The sequence below is a fragment of the Indolivaga capnocytophagoides DSM 22835 genome, assembly GCF_000426485.1.
Classification (GTDB): Bacteria; Bacteroidota; Bacteroidia; order Bacteroidales; family Dysgonomonadaceae; genus Dysgonomonas_A; species Dysgonomonas_A capnocytophagoides.
Genome location: NZ_AUFL01000005.1, coordinates 43,138 through 59,220 on the forward strand (window position 1 = coordinate 43,138; position 16,083 = coordinate 59,220).

The following is a 16,083-nucleotide window of genomic DNA, read 5'->3' on the forward strand; positions in this document are numbered from 1 at the left end:
AAGCTAAATGAAAGAAAAAGAAATGATTTTCGGTATACGTGCTGTTATTGAAGCAGTAGAAGCCGGAAAGGAAATAGATAAAGTGATTGTCAAGCGCGAATTGTCGGGAGATTTATTCAAAGAGCTTTCAACAGTTCTGGCTGCTCATAATATCCCGATGCAGAAAGTGCCTATCGCACGTATTGATAAGTTTACCCGTAAAAATCATCAGGGAGTTATTGCTTTTCTTTCGGCTATCACATACGAAAGAATCGAAGATATTATCCCTTTCTTATACGAACAAGGTAAAAATCCGTTTATAGTTGTACTTGACGGATTGACCGATGTCCGAAATTTCGGCGCGATAGCACGTACTTGCGAAGTTGCCGGAGTAGATGCGATTGTTATTCCTGCACGTGGGAGTGTAACCGTTAATGCCGATGCAGTAAAAACCTCTGCAGGAGCATTGCTTAAAATTCCTGTATGTAAAGAACAAAATCTGGGAGAAGCCTTGCATTTCTTACAAAACAGTGGAATAAAATTGGTAGCCGCTACAGAAAAAGGAGCCAATGTATATACCAATGTTGATTACACAGGCCCTGTAGCTATCGTAATGGGTGCTGAAGATACCGGTGTATCTCACGAAAACCTTCGGATCTGCGATGAGATGGTAAAAATACCTCAATTCGGAACAATAGAATCGCTGAATGTTTCGGTGGCAGCAGGGGTACTTATCTATGAAGTTATACGTCAGAAAAATATACAATAAATTCAAAATACAATGAAGAAAGTAATATCGACCAATAATGCTCCGGCTGCAATCGGACCATACAGCCAAGCTATAGAAGTAAATGGTACAATATATGCATCAGGACAGATTCCTATCAATCCGGCTACCGGAGAATTTGTATCAGGAGGTATCAAAGAACAAACCGAACAGGTGTTCAAGAATATCAAAGCTATCTTGAGTGAAGCAGGATTATCTACCGATAATATCGTTAAAACAACCGTCTTACTTGCCGATATAGCAGACTTTACTGCCATGAACGAAGTGTATGCAGCCCAATTCAGCGGAACGTTTCCTGCCCGCTCTGCTTTCGCAGTAAAAGATCTCCCAAAAGGAGCTTTGATAGAAATAGAAGTTATTGCTGTCTGATAAGAATATGATAAAAACCATTTGTAATTTAATCTGGCTCGTATTCGGAGGCTTTGCTATAGCTCTCGAGTATATTTTCGGCAGTTTGGCGTTAATGGTGACTATTGTAGGCATACCATTCGGGTTGCAAACCCTAAAACTGGGAATACTGGCCATCTGGCCTTTCGGAAGCCGTGTAGTGACTACCGAGAACTCATCGGGATGCCTCAATACAATTATGAATGTGATATGGATTATATTCGGAGGCTTTTGGATTGCCTTATCACATATCGTATTGGGTGTACTGCTGTGCATAACCATTATAGGCATTCCATTCGGAAGGCAGCATTTTAAATTTATAAAGCTCGCTTTCTTCCCATTCGGAAAACAAGTCGTTGATGCCTGACTTTCAGAATTAAAATATACAGGTTAAAGCCTCTTCATAAAAGAAGAGGCTTTCTTTTTACCACCTCGATATAAAAAAATTATATAAGAGATAGATAACCGCCGGAGATATTCATTTCGATACTTCGGAATAAAGCATTATTTTTGTAAAAAAAATTAAAGAGGGATTATCGTATGAGAAAGATAAAGAGCTTATTATTCGTTTTATTGGTTTTCGTACCACTAATCAGTTACGGACAATTTGTCGGGATAGGAGGACAATATTCGGAAAAGTCTGATGGACAATTTGTTTTCAGCGGGTCATTTCCAACTTATCATCCGGCTCATAACAAACTTAATTCTTTTGTTTCGAGCGGACTTGAGTTCACCACATCGGGCGGAGCAAAGATGAGTGGTCTTCATCTGAAACCAATACAGATAAGCACCTTTTTTTCAGAAGATTTTTTCAATAATACACCATTCACTCTTTTACTCGGTGTAGATGGCGGATACTTGTTCGACTTTCGTCACGATCGTAAAAACGCAATAACAGTCACCCCGAATTTATACTTCGATTATAAATTCTTTTTTGTGAAAGCAGGATACGATTTTGATGTCAGCCACGGTAGAAGCCAGTACTTTGTGAGAGCAGGAGTATGTATCGGAATGGGGAGCCTAAAAATGTTTGGCAACACCAAAATCTGGTAAAAAAAACAGCGGACAATTAATTAGCAGGGCCTTGAACCCTAGTTTAAACATTAAAGATGGCGAGGAGGTCATCAATCGAGTATGAAAATAGCAGCTCTCGTTTCAGGAGGAGTAGACAGTTCGGTTGTAGTACACCAACTGAAAGAACAAGGTTACGATCCGACCATTTTCTATATACGTATAGGAATGGAGGACAAAGACGGGTATATCGATTGCCCTGCAGAAGAAGATATTGAGATAACATCTTACATTGCAAAAAAATACGGTTGTAAATTTGAAATAGTATCCCTGCATGAAGAGTACTGGGAGAATGTCGTAAACTATACCATAGAAGCCGTAAAACGGGGTTTGACACCCAATCCGGATATGATGTGCAATAAAATGATCAAATTTGGATGTTTCGAACAAAACTGGGGACATGAGTTTGATAAAATCGCTACCGGCCATTATGCTACAACAACAGAGCTGGACGGAAAAAGCTGGTTGTCAACAGCAGCCGATCATGTCAAAGATCAAACCTATTTCCTAGGACAGATCAACTATATGCAGGTATCGAAACTCATGTTTCCGATAGGACATCTTCAAAAAAGTGAAGTAAGAGCTATTGCTGCCCAGCAGGGACTACCTTCGGCTATGCGAAAAGACAGTCAGGGTATCTGCTTTCTTGGAAAAATCAATTATAATGATTTTATAGGTCGTTATCTGGGCGAACGTCCGGGAAAAATAGTCGAACTCGAAACAGGCAAAGTATTAGGCAAACACAACGGATACTGGTTTCACACTATCGGGCAGCGCAAAGGACTAGGTCTGAGCGGAGGACCTTGGTTTGTGATCAAAAAAGATATAAAGAGAAATATTATTTATGTATCGAATGGGTATAATCCCGAAACACAATACGGAAAAGTAGTAAATCTTGGAGGTTTTTCATTCATTACAGAAGATATATGGGGCGATTTTGAAGGTACTAAAGATATTACATTCAAAGTACGCCATACTCCGGAGTTTACATCAGGCAGGATCGAAAAGATCGGCGATATATACCGTATATATTCTGATGATAAGATACAAGGAATAGCAGCCGGACAATTCGGTGTCGTTTATGACAAAGATTCTAAACTTTGTCTGGGCAGCGGTGTTATAGCTGATGAGACAGCCGAATAAATTAGACAAAACAGAAACGTATATTTATGGTGTATAGGTATGGAAAAACTACCTGATTTTTGGCAAAATATTCAATTCGTAGATATAATTGAATTTATCGGAACTTTTGCGTTTGCCATTAGTGGTATTCGTCTTGCTTCCGCTAAAAAGTTCGACTGGTTCGGTGCTCTTGTCGTAGGTTTGGTTACGGCTATCGGAGGTGGTACTCTGCGTGATCTGCTTTTGGGGCTGACTCCTTTTTGGTTATTATCGAGCGTATATCTTTGGTGTACTGTTTTTGCTTTGTTTTTTGTAATAGTATTCCGAAAGTTTTTGGTAAAACTAAACAATACATTTTTCTGGTTCGACAGCATCGGATTAGGTCTCTTTGTGGTTGTCGGTTCCGAAAAAGCCTTCTCATTGGGTTACGAATGGTGGGTCGTCATTATTATGGGTACAATAACAGGAGTCGTCGGAGGTATTATCCGCGATATACTGATCAATGAAATACCTATCATATTCACTCAGGAACTATACGCTGTAGCTTGTATTTTAGGAGCAGGACTATTCTGTTTTTTGAATTATATTGGGGTAAATATGTCTGTCATTCAGATAGCCAGCGCCCTATTTGTTTTTGTGATCCGTATCGTGGCAACCCGCTATCAATGGAGATTGCCGATACTTAAAGGAGAGGATTAGCGATTGTGTTAAATCACACTGTTAAAAACATTACAAATATCTATATCTAGATAATAATTATCTATTTGATTTATCAAAAGTGAATTTGTAAGTTTGTACTCAGATAACAAACAAATATTAAAATTTAAAATTACAAAATCATGGCAGTACTAGTAGGAAAAAAAGCTCCTGTATTTTCAACCGGCGCAGTTATAAACGGAAACGAAATTGTTGAAAAATTTTCTTTGGAGCAGTTCATCGGTAAAAAATATGTATTATTTTTCTTTTACCCTGCGGATTTTACATTCGTTTGCCCAACTGAACTAATCGCATTCCAAGAACAAATCGCAGAATTCGAATCTCGTAATGTAGCTGTTGTTGGTGCATCTGTCGACTCTGCATTTTCTCACTGGAAATGGCTTCAGACACCTCAAAACGAAGGTGGTATCAAAGGCGTTAAATATCCTATCATTGCAGACCAAACTCTATTGATTTCTAAAAATTTCGATGTATTGGCTGGCGATTTCGACTATAACGAAGAAGGCGAAGACGTATTCGTTGGAACACCTCAGGCTTACCGCGGATTATTCCTTATCGACAAAGAAGGTATCGTTCGTCACCAAGTTGTAAATGATATGCCTCTTGGACGTAGCGTTGAAGAAGCAATCCGTGTAGTAGATGCTTTGCAATTCACAGAACAATACGGTGAAGTTTGTCCTGCAAACTGGAAAAAAGGTAAAGAAGGTTTAAAAGCTACTCAAGAAGGAATTTCAGACTATCTTGCTCATTCTCACTAATAGTCAGATCTTTCTAAAACTATAAAAAAAAAGTGACCTAGATTTAGGTCACTTTTTTTTTATCTATAGTAAAAGAGTTCTTTAAATGGTTGGTATCTGATGAGACAATCTGAAAATGTGATAATAAGGTAACAACGCAAAAAGTGTATTTTCAGTGTTACCTTTGTTACCTTTTCGGGGATTCTGTAGGGGCGAATAATTATTCGCCCGGTATCTACAAGCGAAAGGTTTTTGACTCTACGGGCAGGTGAAGTTCCGAAATAGGTAAGAAGTAACAGACCAAAGTGTGCATAAAGACTGTTACCTTTGTAACCTTTTCGGAAAATTTAAAATGAGCATTTGATTATTGTTTATTGATAACTGTCAACTGATTTAAATGTTACCTTTTGCTTTCCTTGATGATATCAAAATTGATTATTCGGACTTAGATTCGCTTCAATCGTAATTTTTGTTTTAATTTTGTTCTTACAGTCTAGAGCTGTTTACTAATATACAAATAGGTCTGCGACCTCAATACGAAAGATATTATGGGTAATTATGGTTTTATAAAAGTAGCTGCAGCGACACCCCGACTTAGGGTTGCTGACTGCATTTTCAATACATCTGAAATCTTAGACACAATAAATAAAGCTAAAAAATCGGGTGTCAAAGCCATTGTTTTTCCCGAAACTTGCATAACCGGATATACGGCTAATGACTTGTTCCACCAACGGTTACTTATTGATGGTGTGACAGATTCTATCGAACGGATCAAAAGAGAACTAGCAGAATCTGACATTATAACAATCATAGGTGCACCTATTGAAATATCAAATAGGTTATACAATGTCGGTATAGTTATTCATAGGGGCGAAATTTTGGGGATAGTACCCAAAACGTTCCTACCGAACTACAATGAATTTTATGATAAACGCTGGTTTTCTTCGGCTCGTGAGTTGATCCAATCAACCGTTGAACTTTGTGGACAAAACATACCTGTGGGAACAGACTTGATATTCAAAACCAAAGATTTCAGTTTTGCCATAGAGCTCTGTGAAGATCTCTGGACTCCGATTCCTCCTTCTTCGATACATTCGTTATATGGGGCTGAAGTTATATTTAATCTTTCGGCAAGTAACGAAACTATCGGAAAGAACGAATACCGCCGATTATTGGTCAGCCAGCAATCAGCCCGTTGTATTGCAGGTTATGTTTATGCAGCAGCAGGGAACGGCGAATCGACGACCGATCTTGTATTTTCGGGCAGCAGCATGATTGCCGAAAACGGAAGCATACTCACCAATACCGAACGTTTTAGTTTCGATTCACAACTGTGTATTGCTGATATTGATATAGACAGATTAAGATACGACCGACTGAAAAACAAATCGTTTTCGACATCAGAATACAGGCAGCTCGATAATACCCGATACCGTACTATTCATATAGATACAATCAGTACGGATGACAAATCAGATTATACTCCTGATAGGTTTATCAACCCTACCCCATTTATTCCCTCGGCTGAAAATTTTGATGCCAGATGTTCCGAAATATTCTCTATTCAGGTCGGAGGTTTAGCTAAACGTTTGTTACACACCAATATCAAAACAGCAGTAATAGGTGTATCGGGAGGACTGGATTCTACTTTGGCTTTATTAGTTACCGCTAAAGCTTTCGATAAACTGAATATTCCTCGTGAAAATATATACGGTATCACTATGCCCGGATTCGGAACTACCGACCGTACTTATAATAACGCCATTGAATTGATGAAATCACTGGGGGTTTCCATCCGTGAGATATCTATAAAAGATGCTGTCATACAACATTTCAAAGATATTGATCACGATGAAAATATTCATGATATAACATACGAAAATTCTCAGGCTAGAGAACGCACACAGATATTGATGGATTATGCCAACAAAGTAAACGGGCTCGTTATAGGTACAGGAGACCTTTCGGAATTGGCTTTGGGCTGGTGCACATACAATGGCGATCATATGTCGATGTACGCTGTAAACACAAGTATACCCAAAACGCTGGTAAAAACATTGGTAAGATGGATATCGGAAAAACAAATGGACAATTCATCTCAAGCAATTCTTGTCGACATACTTGATACACCTGTAAGTCCTGAATTATTGCCTGCCGGAGAGAATGGTGAGATACTTCAGATAACAGAAGATACTGTTGGCCCTTATATTTTGCATGACTTCTTCTTATACAACATGTTACGATTCGGATATGAGCCACGCAAGATTTATTTTCTGGCTAAAACAGCATTTTCGGGGCAATATGAAGAATCGGTTATACTAAAATGGCTCAGAACTTTTTACTGGCGTTTTTTCTCTCAACAATTCAAACGGAATTGTATACCGGATGGGCCTAAAGTCGGATCCATAAACCTTTCACCTCGTGGCGATTGGCGTATGGTTAGTGATGCATCTATTGCCTTATGGATACAGCAATTAGAAACTATGCAATAGTTGCATACACAACAAACTGTTGATAACCAGATAGTTATTTTAAGATAGTTTCTTTTGAAACTAAAATAATATTAATACATTTGCAGCCCAAAGGTCGTGAACCTCTTTGTTGCTCCGGCAACTAAAGTTGATTGTATTAAACAAGAGTCTCATAAAACTCTATCAATTATTTATTTTAGATTTCATGAATAAAACTAAACTTATAGCAATTGCTATAGCTTCTAATATCTCAGCCAGCGTTTTGGCAGGAGGTCTTTTAACTAATACTAATCAGAGTGCACACTTCTTACGTAATCCGTCGAGAGACGCCTCTACTGAGATAGATGCTGTTTATACTAATCCTGCGGGATTAATAAAACTGAGTGATGGCTTTCACTTCTCATTTACTAATCAGAGTGCATTCCAGACCAGAACTATAACTTCAACTGCAGATGTTTTCAAACTAAATGGAGGGTCTGCAACTCGCGAATTTGAAGGAAAAGCATCTGCACCTATTATTCCGAGTTTTCAGGGAGCATATAAGAAAGGACGCTGGGTTCTATCAGGCAGCTTTGCTGTTTCAGGAGGAGGAGGTAAAGCAACTTTTGATAACGGATTGCCTTCATTCGAAGCAATGCTGGGATCAACAACTGCATTACTGCCTATGGCAAACCCAAACTATACGGCAACCGCCTATAAAATGGATCAGCATATGAAGGGATCTAACTTTATATTTGGTGGACAGCTAGGGGGTACTTACGAGATCAACAAGATGTTTTCGGCTTATGTAGGGTTCAGACTTAATATTGTAAAGAATAAATACGAAGGATACATAAAAGGGTTTCAGGTAGAACCGGTAGGAATCAATACAAATGCGATCTATTCAGCCATAACCAAGGGCTTAAATGACCAGATACAGGGCTTAATAGCCTCTGGACAAGCTGTCCCTGATCAATTAGCGACAGCATACAAGGGAGCAGCATTTGCCACAATGGCTTCTTCCGAAAATGGTATCAACCTCGAAAGCACGCAAAATGGTTGGGGAGTAGCTCCAATTCTAGGGTTCAACTTCAATCACGATAAGCTCAATATTGGAGTTAAATATGAATTCAAGACAGCTCTAGATGTTGAGAATGACACAAAAGTCGATGACACCGGCATGTTTGGAGATGGAGTAAATACAGCTCACGATATTCCTGCATTATTGACTGTGGGCGCATCGTATCAGATTACTCCCAAACTATTGGCAAGTGTAGGCTATCACCATTTCTTTGATTCAAATGCAAAGATGCAAGATAATAAACAAAAGTATGCAGGTTCAACGAATGAATATCTTGCCGGATTAGAATACCGTATCGACAGAATGTTTCTGATAAGTGCCGGAGGACAGATTACACGATATGGAGTTGAGGACAGTTATCAAAAAGACTTGAGCTTTTCATGTAATTCCTATTCTTTGGGACTTGGTGGAGCTGTTAACGTTTCTCCTACTGTAAGAATCAATATTGGTTATTTTTGGACAAACTATTCTGATTATTCAAAAACTCCTGGTGGAGGAACTAATAAAGATGTCTTCTCCAGAACAAACAAAGTATTTGGAGCAGGGGTAGACTTCTCATTTTAACCTTCTTACATATCATAACTAAAAAAAACTGCCAATGGCAGTTTTTTTTAGTTATAGACCTTTCTAAAATGTAAAGAAAGTAACTAGCTTTGCAGCGAATTAGAACAACAACGACTAGAACGGCAGATTACATTATATCGTATTATAATCTGATTTTCTTTATTTTATGGAACAAAGAACAAAAAATTATTTTGTAAAGTCATTCTTAGCTATAGCGATAGCAATAGGGGTATTCTTCGGACTAAAACAGATACTTCCCAAGAATATATTCACTGATAACAAGAAAGACAGTGATGGCATTGTCATAGATAGTCTTGCACTGGCTGCAATTGCAGATAGTGCGATGATTGTTGATGCTACCCTCCCTGATTCGATCAAGGAAGATTCATTGGCAAACAGAGTGCATATATCAATATCCGATGACAGTGAGGGACTTGGCAACCTCTCATCATTCTATGAAAAGCTATACCAACTTGAAACAAACGGAAAAGGTAAAGTTAGAATAGCCTATTTCGGTGATTCAATGACAGACGGAGACCTTATAGTACAAGATATCCGTCAAGCCTACCAGAGTCGATACGGAGGCAAAGGAGTTGGATTCGTGGGAATTACGTCCTTATCTGCTTCAGCGAGAGGGACAATCAGCCATCAGTATTCAAAAGACTGGAAAACCCAATCATGTCTGACCGTTAAGAAGCCAACCCGCCCGTTTGGGGTAGACGGACAAGTCTTTTTTGCTGCTCCAGCTGGAACATCCTGGGTAAAATATACAGCATCGAATCAAGATAATATATCAATGTTATACAATCCTGTACTATTCTATGGAAGTTCGGGCAACAAGGATGCTCGAATCAGAGTGACCACAGGCAATAAAGACTCTGTACCCGAATACAAATTAAATACAGATAGAACTCTGAATACATGCAATCTCGGCAATACAGGAAAGACTCTGAAAATCGCATTCGAAAAAGCTGATTCCATTCCATTCTATGGAGTAAACTTCGATGACGGAAAAGGTGTACACGTAGATAATTTCTCCATTAGAGGAAATTCAGGATTACCGCTATCTTTGTATAACAAAAGCCTTATGAATGCATTGGATGAAACTTTAAATTACGATCTCATCGTTTTGCAATACGGAACCAATGTTCTCGGATATGGAACCTCTGATTACAGTTGGTACGAAAATAAAATGATCTCAGTAGTTAATCACCTGAGAAACTGTTTTCCGAAAGCCGACATACTAATCGTATCAGTTGGAGACCGAGCTAAAAAAGTGGATATGGATATGAAAAGCGATAAAGCAGTTCCGCCATTAGTCAAAGCTCAACGTAATTGCGCCCATGAAGTCTATGCCGGATTTATAGACCTCCAGTCTTTGATGGGAGGAGACGGGTCAATGGTAAACTGGGTTAACGAAGGTTACGCCAATAAAGATTATACTCACTTTAATGCCAAAGGAGCCCGAAAAATAAGCACTTTGCTATACCATGAATTAGATAAAGGCTACTCTGAATACAAGAAAATGAAATAGAACACCATAATTGATTGATGATATTAAAAAGAGCCATACTACTATTTATTATATCCGCATTTTTTCATGGATTAGTATTCGCTGAAAACGGGATAGAGTCCTCTGGTAATGATTTTCATAATTACCAGCAGCTAAAACCACTCTTTGAAAAACTGTACAAACTCGAACATAATAAATCGGGTAAAGTCAATATTGTACATATAGGCGATTCTCACATACAGGCGGATCTGTTCACCAATACCATACGGCAGGCTCTTCAATCACGCTTCGGAAACGGTGGATATGGATTCTGTTTTCCATATTCACTTGCAAAAACTAACGGAACGGGCTATACCAAATTCTCATCTAATGCCGTCTGGAATAACCGCCGGAATATTTTTCCGATTACCGATGTTTCCATCGGCTTGAGCGGTATAGGTTTTTATACAAACAAAGCAAATGCCAGCCTCCAATTAGAGGTAAATCCGCTGTATGCTTTCAATAAGATAAAAGTCCTATCGACATCTCGCGAAACTAATTTCGAAGTCTCATTCACCGATGAACCCCAGGAAAAACGAGAACATATTCATCCTGTGACTAAAGAAGACTTATCCGAATCGGAAGTAAAAATCCATACCGTGAAAACAGGCGAAACCCTGTACCGAATCGCATTAAACAATCACACAACCATAGAACAGTTGAAAGCTTGGAATGACCTCAAGTCAAGTACAATAAAGAAAGGAATGGTACTCGTAGTCTCAGAAAAGGCTAAACCAACAAGATCAGTCCCCAAAACAGATAACCGAAAACCCGAAACAATTACATCTCAAGCCGGGAAATACTATATAGAAGCCAAAGATTCTATTCTATCCAATACCGCATATATTACATCAAAGAGTAAAGTGACAGAATCCAACTTAAGCGGCATAGTAATCGAGAACGATAAGCCGGGCATTATCTATCATACTATCGGAGTAAATGGAGCGAAGCTGTCTGATTACAATAAGTACCCCCTGTTTTTTAAACAATTACCGATACTCCACCCAGATCTTGTCATTATCTCTCTGGGCACCAATGAGTCTTTCGGTAAATGGTCGACTCCATACTATATGGATCAGCTAAACCAGTTGGTACAAAGTATTCGATACGAAAATCCATCTGCAATCATACTCGTAACCACACCGCCTCCATCGCTGTTCAGAAGAAGTACCCCCAACGACTTTATCGAAGATTACAGAGACGCAATGATGCAATCGAACGACTACGTTGTTTGGGATTTGCTCTCGAAACTGGGAGGAATAGAGGCTCCCCTCAACAATAACCTATCCGGAAATATGGCAAGAGACAGAGTTCACTACACCAAAGACGGATACGAAGAACAAGGCATATTATTCGCAACGGACTTTCTAAAAGCTTACGACCAATACATCAAAAACAGAGTAAAATAGAATGCTATCAACCTACCTAGAACCGATATTATCATATTTCACACCGGATCTTGTTACATCATGGTTTAAATATGACCCGAAAAATCCTATGCTTTTCAGCAGTGCGTTATTTCTCGGCTTCTTCCTTGTCTTTTACTTCATATACATATTTACCCGCAACTATAAGCATTTCAGAACAGGATATGTAATCCTCTTTTCTTTATTCTACTATTACAAGGCCGGAGGCGAATACGTTATATTACTTGTATTCTCGGCTTTGATCAACTATATTCTGTCCGAAACAATGGACTTGTCAAGAAAAAAGGTAACACGTAAACTTGTCCTTTCGTTTACCGTTATCTTAAATCTGGGAGTTCTGGCATATTATAAGTACACAAATTTCTTTATTGACAATATAAATACCGTATTTCACAAGGACTTTCTGCCACAGCATATTATGCTGCCAATCGGTATCTCATTTTTCACATTTCAGGCAATCAGCTATTCAGTAGACCTCTATCACAAAAAACTAAGGCCGGCGGCTAATGTCTTTGACTTTGCATTCTATCTTTGCTTCTTTCCCCAGTTGGTAGCAGGTCCGATAGTGAGGGCAAAAGACTTTTTACCTCAAGCACTACGAAAAATAACTCTATCGAAAGAAGATGCCAGCTTCGCTTTATTCCTTATCATAAGCGGACTTATTAAAAAGTCAGTGATCTCGGACTTCATTTCAATCAATTTTGTAGATCGGATATTCAGCAGTCCTCTAACCTATACTCCATTCGAGTCTTTAATGGCAGCATATGGATATACATTACAAATATTCTGCGACTTTTCGGGATATTCAGATATGGCTATTGGCATAGCCTTACTGATGGGCTTTAAACTGCCCGAGAACTTTCACACTCCTTATAAATCGACTTCCGTTACCGAATTCTGGAAACGATGGCACATATCCCTTTCATCGTGGCTGAGAGATTATCTATACATCCCTTTGGGAGGAAACCGCAAGGGGAAAATCCGAACTTACATCAATCTGTTCCTGACTATGCTTATAGGCGGCCTATGGCATGGAGCTGCATGGAAATATATCGCATGGGGGGCATTGCATGGAGGCGCATTAGCTGTAGAACGACTATGTAAGCAATTTTTTAAACTACCGGAAAAGAATATTCTCGTAAATCTTATTTGCGGGATACTAACCTTCCACTTTGTAACATTCTGCTGGATTTTCTTTAAGGCTGATTCATATCAGACCGCAATAGATTTAATCACAAATATATCACACCTAGAGTTTATTCCAGAAGAATGGCTTGTTATTATAGATGGATACCGCAATGTATTTATTGTAATAGCTATCGGGTATCTGCTACACTTTGTTCCCGAGAAGTTCACTAAACTGGTACAAACAGGATTTGAAAAACTTCCTTTTATCGGAAAAGCAATTATTATCGGAGTTGTTTTCTGGCTGGTATACGTGACCGCTTCCAGCGAAACTCAACCATTTATCTATTTTCAATTTTAAGCGCCTGTTATTTCATCAATAAATCAACGATTTAACTCTAAAAGGTAACAAAGGTAATAGCCTTTATGCACACTTTGCTCTGTTACTTCTTACCAATTTCGGAACTTCACCTGCCCATAGAGTCAAAACCTTTCGCTTGTAGATACCGGGAGAATAATTATTCGCCCCTACAGAATCCCCGAAAAGGTTACAAAGGTTACACTGAAAATATACTTTTTGCATTGTTACCTTATTGGCACATTTTCAGATTGTCTCATCAGATACCAACCATTTAAAGAACGCTTTTACTATAGATAAAAAAGACAAAAGAGACTGTCAGCCTAGATAAAATCCCAAAGAGGTATCACCCCCTTATTTAACAACACATGACACAATTTTCCGCTCAAAAAGTCTAACTATAATTAAGTTATAAGCTATCTTTGCAATGTTGTTTTGTTCCTCTTCGGGTAACTTTATCTCTACTCCCGAAACGGATGCAAAAGGGTAATCGGGTGAAAATCCCGGACAGACCCGCTACTGTAAGCTAAACCTAGAAATAATAAAGGTAAAAGCAAGTCAGAAAACCTGCAAAACGACTCCAATCAGACAGCTTTCGAGGGATAAAGCTTAAGATAGAATCTTCGATTTCTTTCTCTTCAAACTCCCATTCAGAAAGCTGGAATGATTATTTATAAATAAAAATTCTAAGCAACTGTAATGAAGTTTTACCATATTCTCCCGCTTGTTATCATACAAAGTTATGCTTTATCTGCCGTCGGTCAGGTTAAAGACTCTATCGGTACCCAGCACATTCAAGAAGTAGAAGTTTCGGCTAAGCTACATCCTTCGATGACCCTGTCGAGTAATCCGGTGCAAACCTTCTCCGGCTCAACCATAGACAAGGTTGGTATTCTTTCAGTTGCGGATGCTGTACGCCGCTTTTCGGGTGTGGTTGTAAAAGATTTTGGAGGAATAGGAGGAATGAAAACCATTGCTGTAAGAGGTGTAGGCTCAGAACACACTGCTGTCTTATACGATGGTATGGCTGTGAGTAATGCACAATCGGGACAAATAGATATAGGTAAATTCTCCCTTGATAATGTAGAAATGATATCCTTGACGATAGGACAGTCCGACGATATATTCCGTACCGCACGCTCATTGGGAGCCGTTGGAGTATTAGATATACAAACCTCAACACCTCAGTTTAAGCAAAAAGATTATTCGGCAAAAGTACAGCTGCGCGCCGGATCGTGGGGACAATTTAATCCATATGTGTATTATGCTCATAAATTGGGCAATAAATTTACACTGTCACTTGACGGAAGCTGGCAAAGAGCCGACGGACGATACAGATTTGAGATGGATAATATATCCGAAAAATATAAGGGAAAAAGAAATAACACTGATGTTGATATTAAACGGACAGAACTCAATCTGTTTGGCAATCTCACAGAAAAGCAAAAGCTATCTTTTAAACTTTACTACTTCGACTCGGAACGGGGATTACCAGGTGGAGTAGTCATATATTCTGATCAGAAAAACGGAGAACGGCTCTGGGACAAAGATTTTTTCACTCAAGCCAAATATCTTAATTACCTGAATGATAAATTCGACTTACAGGTACAAGCCAAATATACTCATACATGGACTAAATATATTGACAAAAACCCTAAGCAGCCTAATGGCGAATTAATGAATAAGTACATCCAGAATGAACTGTATGTAACTGGTACCCTACTCTACAATCTCAGTAAGAACATATCTTTTTCTTTAGCAGAAGATATCAGCTATGGGCATTTGAGTGCCAATCTTCCTAAATTTGCTTATCCCGACAGGTACACTTCACTGTCTGCTCTTTCTGGAAAATATCAAGACGACAGATTAACTGTAGTCGGAAAACTCTTAGGGACATATGTATCCGAAGATGTAGAAAACGGATTAGCAGCAAGTGATAAAAAAAGGTTATCACCATCGGTCAGTCTCTCGTACAAATTACTGGATGAAACCAATTTGCGGGTAAGGGCTTCTTATAAAGATATATTCAGAGTACCGTCCTTTAACGATTTATATTATACAAACTCAGGAAATTCGTCTCTCAAACCTGAGAAAACCAAACAGTACAATATCGGACTAACATGGTCTGAGTCATTCTCCGACTTGTTTAGTTTCTTGTCTGTTACAACGGATTTTTACCACAATACAGTAAAAGATAAAATTATCATTTACCCTTCTTCATTCAATCCGAAGTCTGTAAATTTGGGAAAAGTCATCATCGATGGTTTCGACATAAATGTAAACACAAGAATGGACTTTAATACTAAAGTAAACCTTCAATTATCGGGAAGCTATACATATCAGCATGCAATAGACAAAACCAATGCCGAAGATAAAAACTACAAAGACCAGATACCTTATACCCCTCGTCATTCGGGAGCCGGATCGGCAAGTCTTGAAAACCCATTTTTGAATATTTCTTATTCTATAGTACTTAGCGGAAAAACATATTCTCTGCCCCAGAATATTGATAGTAACAAAATCAGTCCATATCTCGATCAGACAATATCGGTGAACAAATCATTCAATATAGGAATGGTATCAATGCGGGCTCAAGCCGACATTTCGAATCTGGCAAACAAAATCTATTATATTATGGACGGATATCCTATGCCGGGGCGTGCATATCGTTTCACGTTGAGAATGAACTTCTAAGGATATCAACCTATCAATATAGAAAACAAAAA

Annotated in this window: 14 protein-coding genes and 1 riboswitch; of the genes, 13 read left to right on the forward strand and 1 reads right to left on the reverse strand. The window is 38.7% G+C overall.

Annotation, left to right across the window (positions count from 1 at the left end; all coding sequences use genetic code 11):
- Positions 1 to 7: 7 nt before the first annotated feature.
- The 12 genes from rlmB to K322_RS0101965 all read left to right on the forward strand — a co-directional run bounded on the left by rlmB (position 8) and on the right by K322_RS0101965 (position 13,360).
- Entirely contained in the window at positions 8 to 748 is a 741-nt protein-coding gene (gene rlmB / locus K322_RS0101910) for a 23S rRNA (guanosine(2251)-2'-O)-methyltransferase RlmB (RefSeq protein ID WP_026625341.1), read from the forward strand.
- A gap of 12 nt (positions 749 to 760) precedes the next feature.
- The gene (locus K322_RS0101915; protein WP_026625342.1) at positions 761 to 1,135 is read left to right on the forward strand and encodes a RidA family protein; all 375 of its coding nucleotides are present in this window, start codon (positions 761 to 763) and stop codon (positions 1,133 to 1,135) included.
- A 7-nt stretch (positions 1,136 to 1,142) separates the two neighbouring features.
- Positions 1,143 to 1,520, forward strand: coding sequence for a YccF domain-containing protein (locus tag K322_RS0101920; protein ID WP_374116869.1), 378 nt, complete (start codon positions 1,143 to 1,145; stop codon positions 1,518 to 1,520).
- Between the two features lie 173 nt (positions 1,521 to 1,693).
- Complete coding sequence (locus tag K322_RS0101925) at positions 1,694 to 2,206, forward strand: hypothetical protein (protein ID WP_026625344.1); 513 nt, start codon at positions 1,694 to 1,696, stop codon at positions 2,204 to 2,206.
- Between the two features lie 81 nt (positions 2,207 to 2,287).
- Positions 2,288 to 3,367: a tRNA 2-thiouridine(34) synthase MnmA gene (gene mnmA, locus K322_RS0101930; protein WP_026625345.1), complete on the forward strand. Its 1,080-nt coding sequence runs from the start codon at positions 2,288 to 2,290 to the stop codon at positions 3,365 to 3,367.
- A gap of 39 nt (positions 3,368 to 3,406) precedes the next feature.
- On the forward strand, positions 3,407 to 4,045 hold the full coding sequence (locus tag K322_RS0101935) for a trimeric intracellular cation channel family protein (protein WP_026625346.1): 639 nt from the start codon (positions 3,407 to 3,409) through the stop codon (positions 4,043 to 4,045).
- A gap of 140 nt (positions 4,046 to 4,185) precedes the next feature.
- Complete coding sequence (locus K322_RS0101940) at positions 4,186 to 4,821, forward strand: peroxiredoxin (protein WP_026625347.1); 636 nt, start codon at positions 4,186 to 4,188, stop codon at positions 4,819 to 4,821.
- A gap of 527 nt (positions 4,822 to 5,348) precedes the next feature.
- Positions 5,349 to 7,292, forward strand: coding sequence for an NAD(+) synthase (locus K322_RS0101945; RefSeq protein ID WP_026625348.1), 1,944 nt, complete (start codon positions 5,349 to 5,351; stop codon positions 7,290 to 7,292).
- 184 nt (positions 7,293 to 7,476) lie between these two features.
- Positions 7,477 to 8,895, forward strand: coding sequence for an aromatic hydrocarbon degradation membrane protein (locus K322_RS0101950; protein WP_026625349.1), 1,419 nt, complete (start codon positions 7,477 to 7,479; stop codon positions 8,893 to 8,895).
- Between the two features lie 166 nt (positions 8,896 to 9,061).
- The gene (locus K322_RS0101955) at positions 9,062 to 10,429 is read left to right on the forward strand and encodes a GDSL-type esterase/lipase family protein (RefSeq protein WP_026625350.1); all 1,368 of its coding nucleotides are present in this window, start codon (positions 9,062 to 9,064) and stop codon (positions 10,427 to 10,429) included.
- Positions 10,430 to 10,446: 17 nt separating this feature from the next.
- On the forward strand, positions 10,447 to 11,856 hold the full coding sequence (locus K322_RS18325) for a LysM peptidoglycan-binding domain-containing protein (protein WP_051290560.1): 1,410 nt from the start codon (positions 10,447 to 10,449) through the stop codon (positions 11,854 to 11,856).
- A gap of 88 nt (positions 11,857 to 11,944) precedes the next feature.
- Positions 11,945 to 13,360 (forward strand): MBOAT family O-acyltransferase, encoded by a 1,416-nt coding sequence (locus K322_RS0101965; protein WP_260201338.1) that lies wholly within the window; start codon positions 11,945 to 11,947, stop codon positions 13,358 to 13,360.
- Between the two features lie 63 nt (positions 13,361 to 13,423).
- Here K322_RS0101965 and K322_RS20775 read toward each other — a convergent pair whose 3' ends face one another.
- A complete protein-coding gene (locus K322_RS20775; RefSeq protein WP_157279370.1) occupies positions 13,424 to 13,582 on the reverse strand; it encodes a hypothetical protein in 159 nt (52 codons plus the stop codon).
- 198 nt (positions 13,583 to 13,780) lie between these two features.
- A riboswitch (cobalamin riboswitch) is annotated at positions 13,781 to 13,946 on the forward strand.
- Positions 13,947 to 14,056: 110 nt separating this feature from the next.
- Between K322_RS20775 and K322_RS0101970 the strand changes: the two genes are divergently transcribed.
- Positions 14,057 to 16,051, forward strand: coding sequence for a TonB-dependent receptor plug domain-containing protein (locus K322_RS0101970; protein ID WP_026625352.1), 1,995 nt, complete (start codon positions 14,057 to 14,059; stop codon positions 16,049 to 16,051).
- Positions 16,052 to 16,083: the final 32 nt, after the last annotated feature.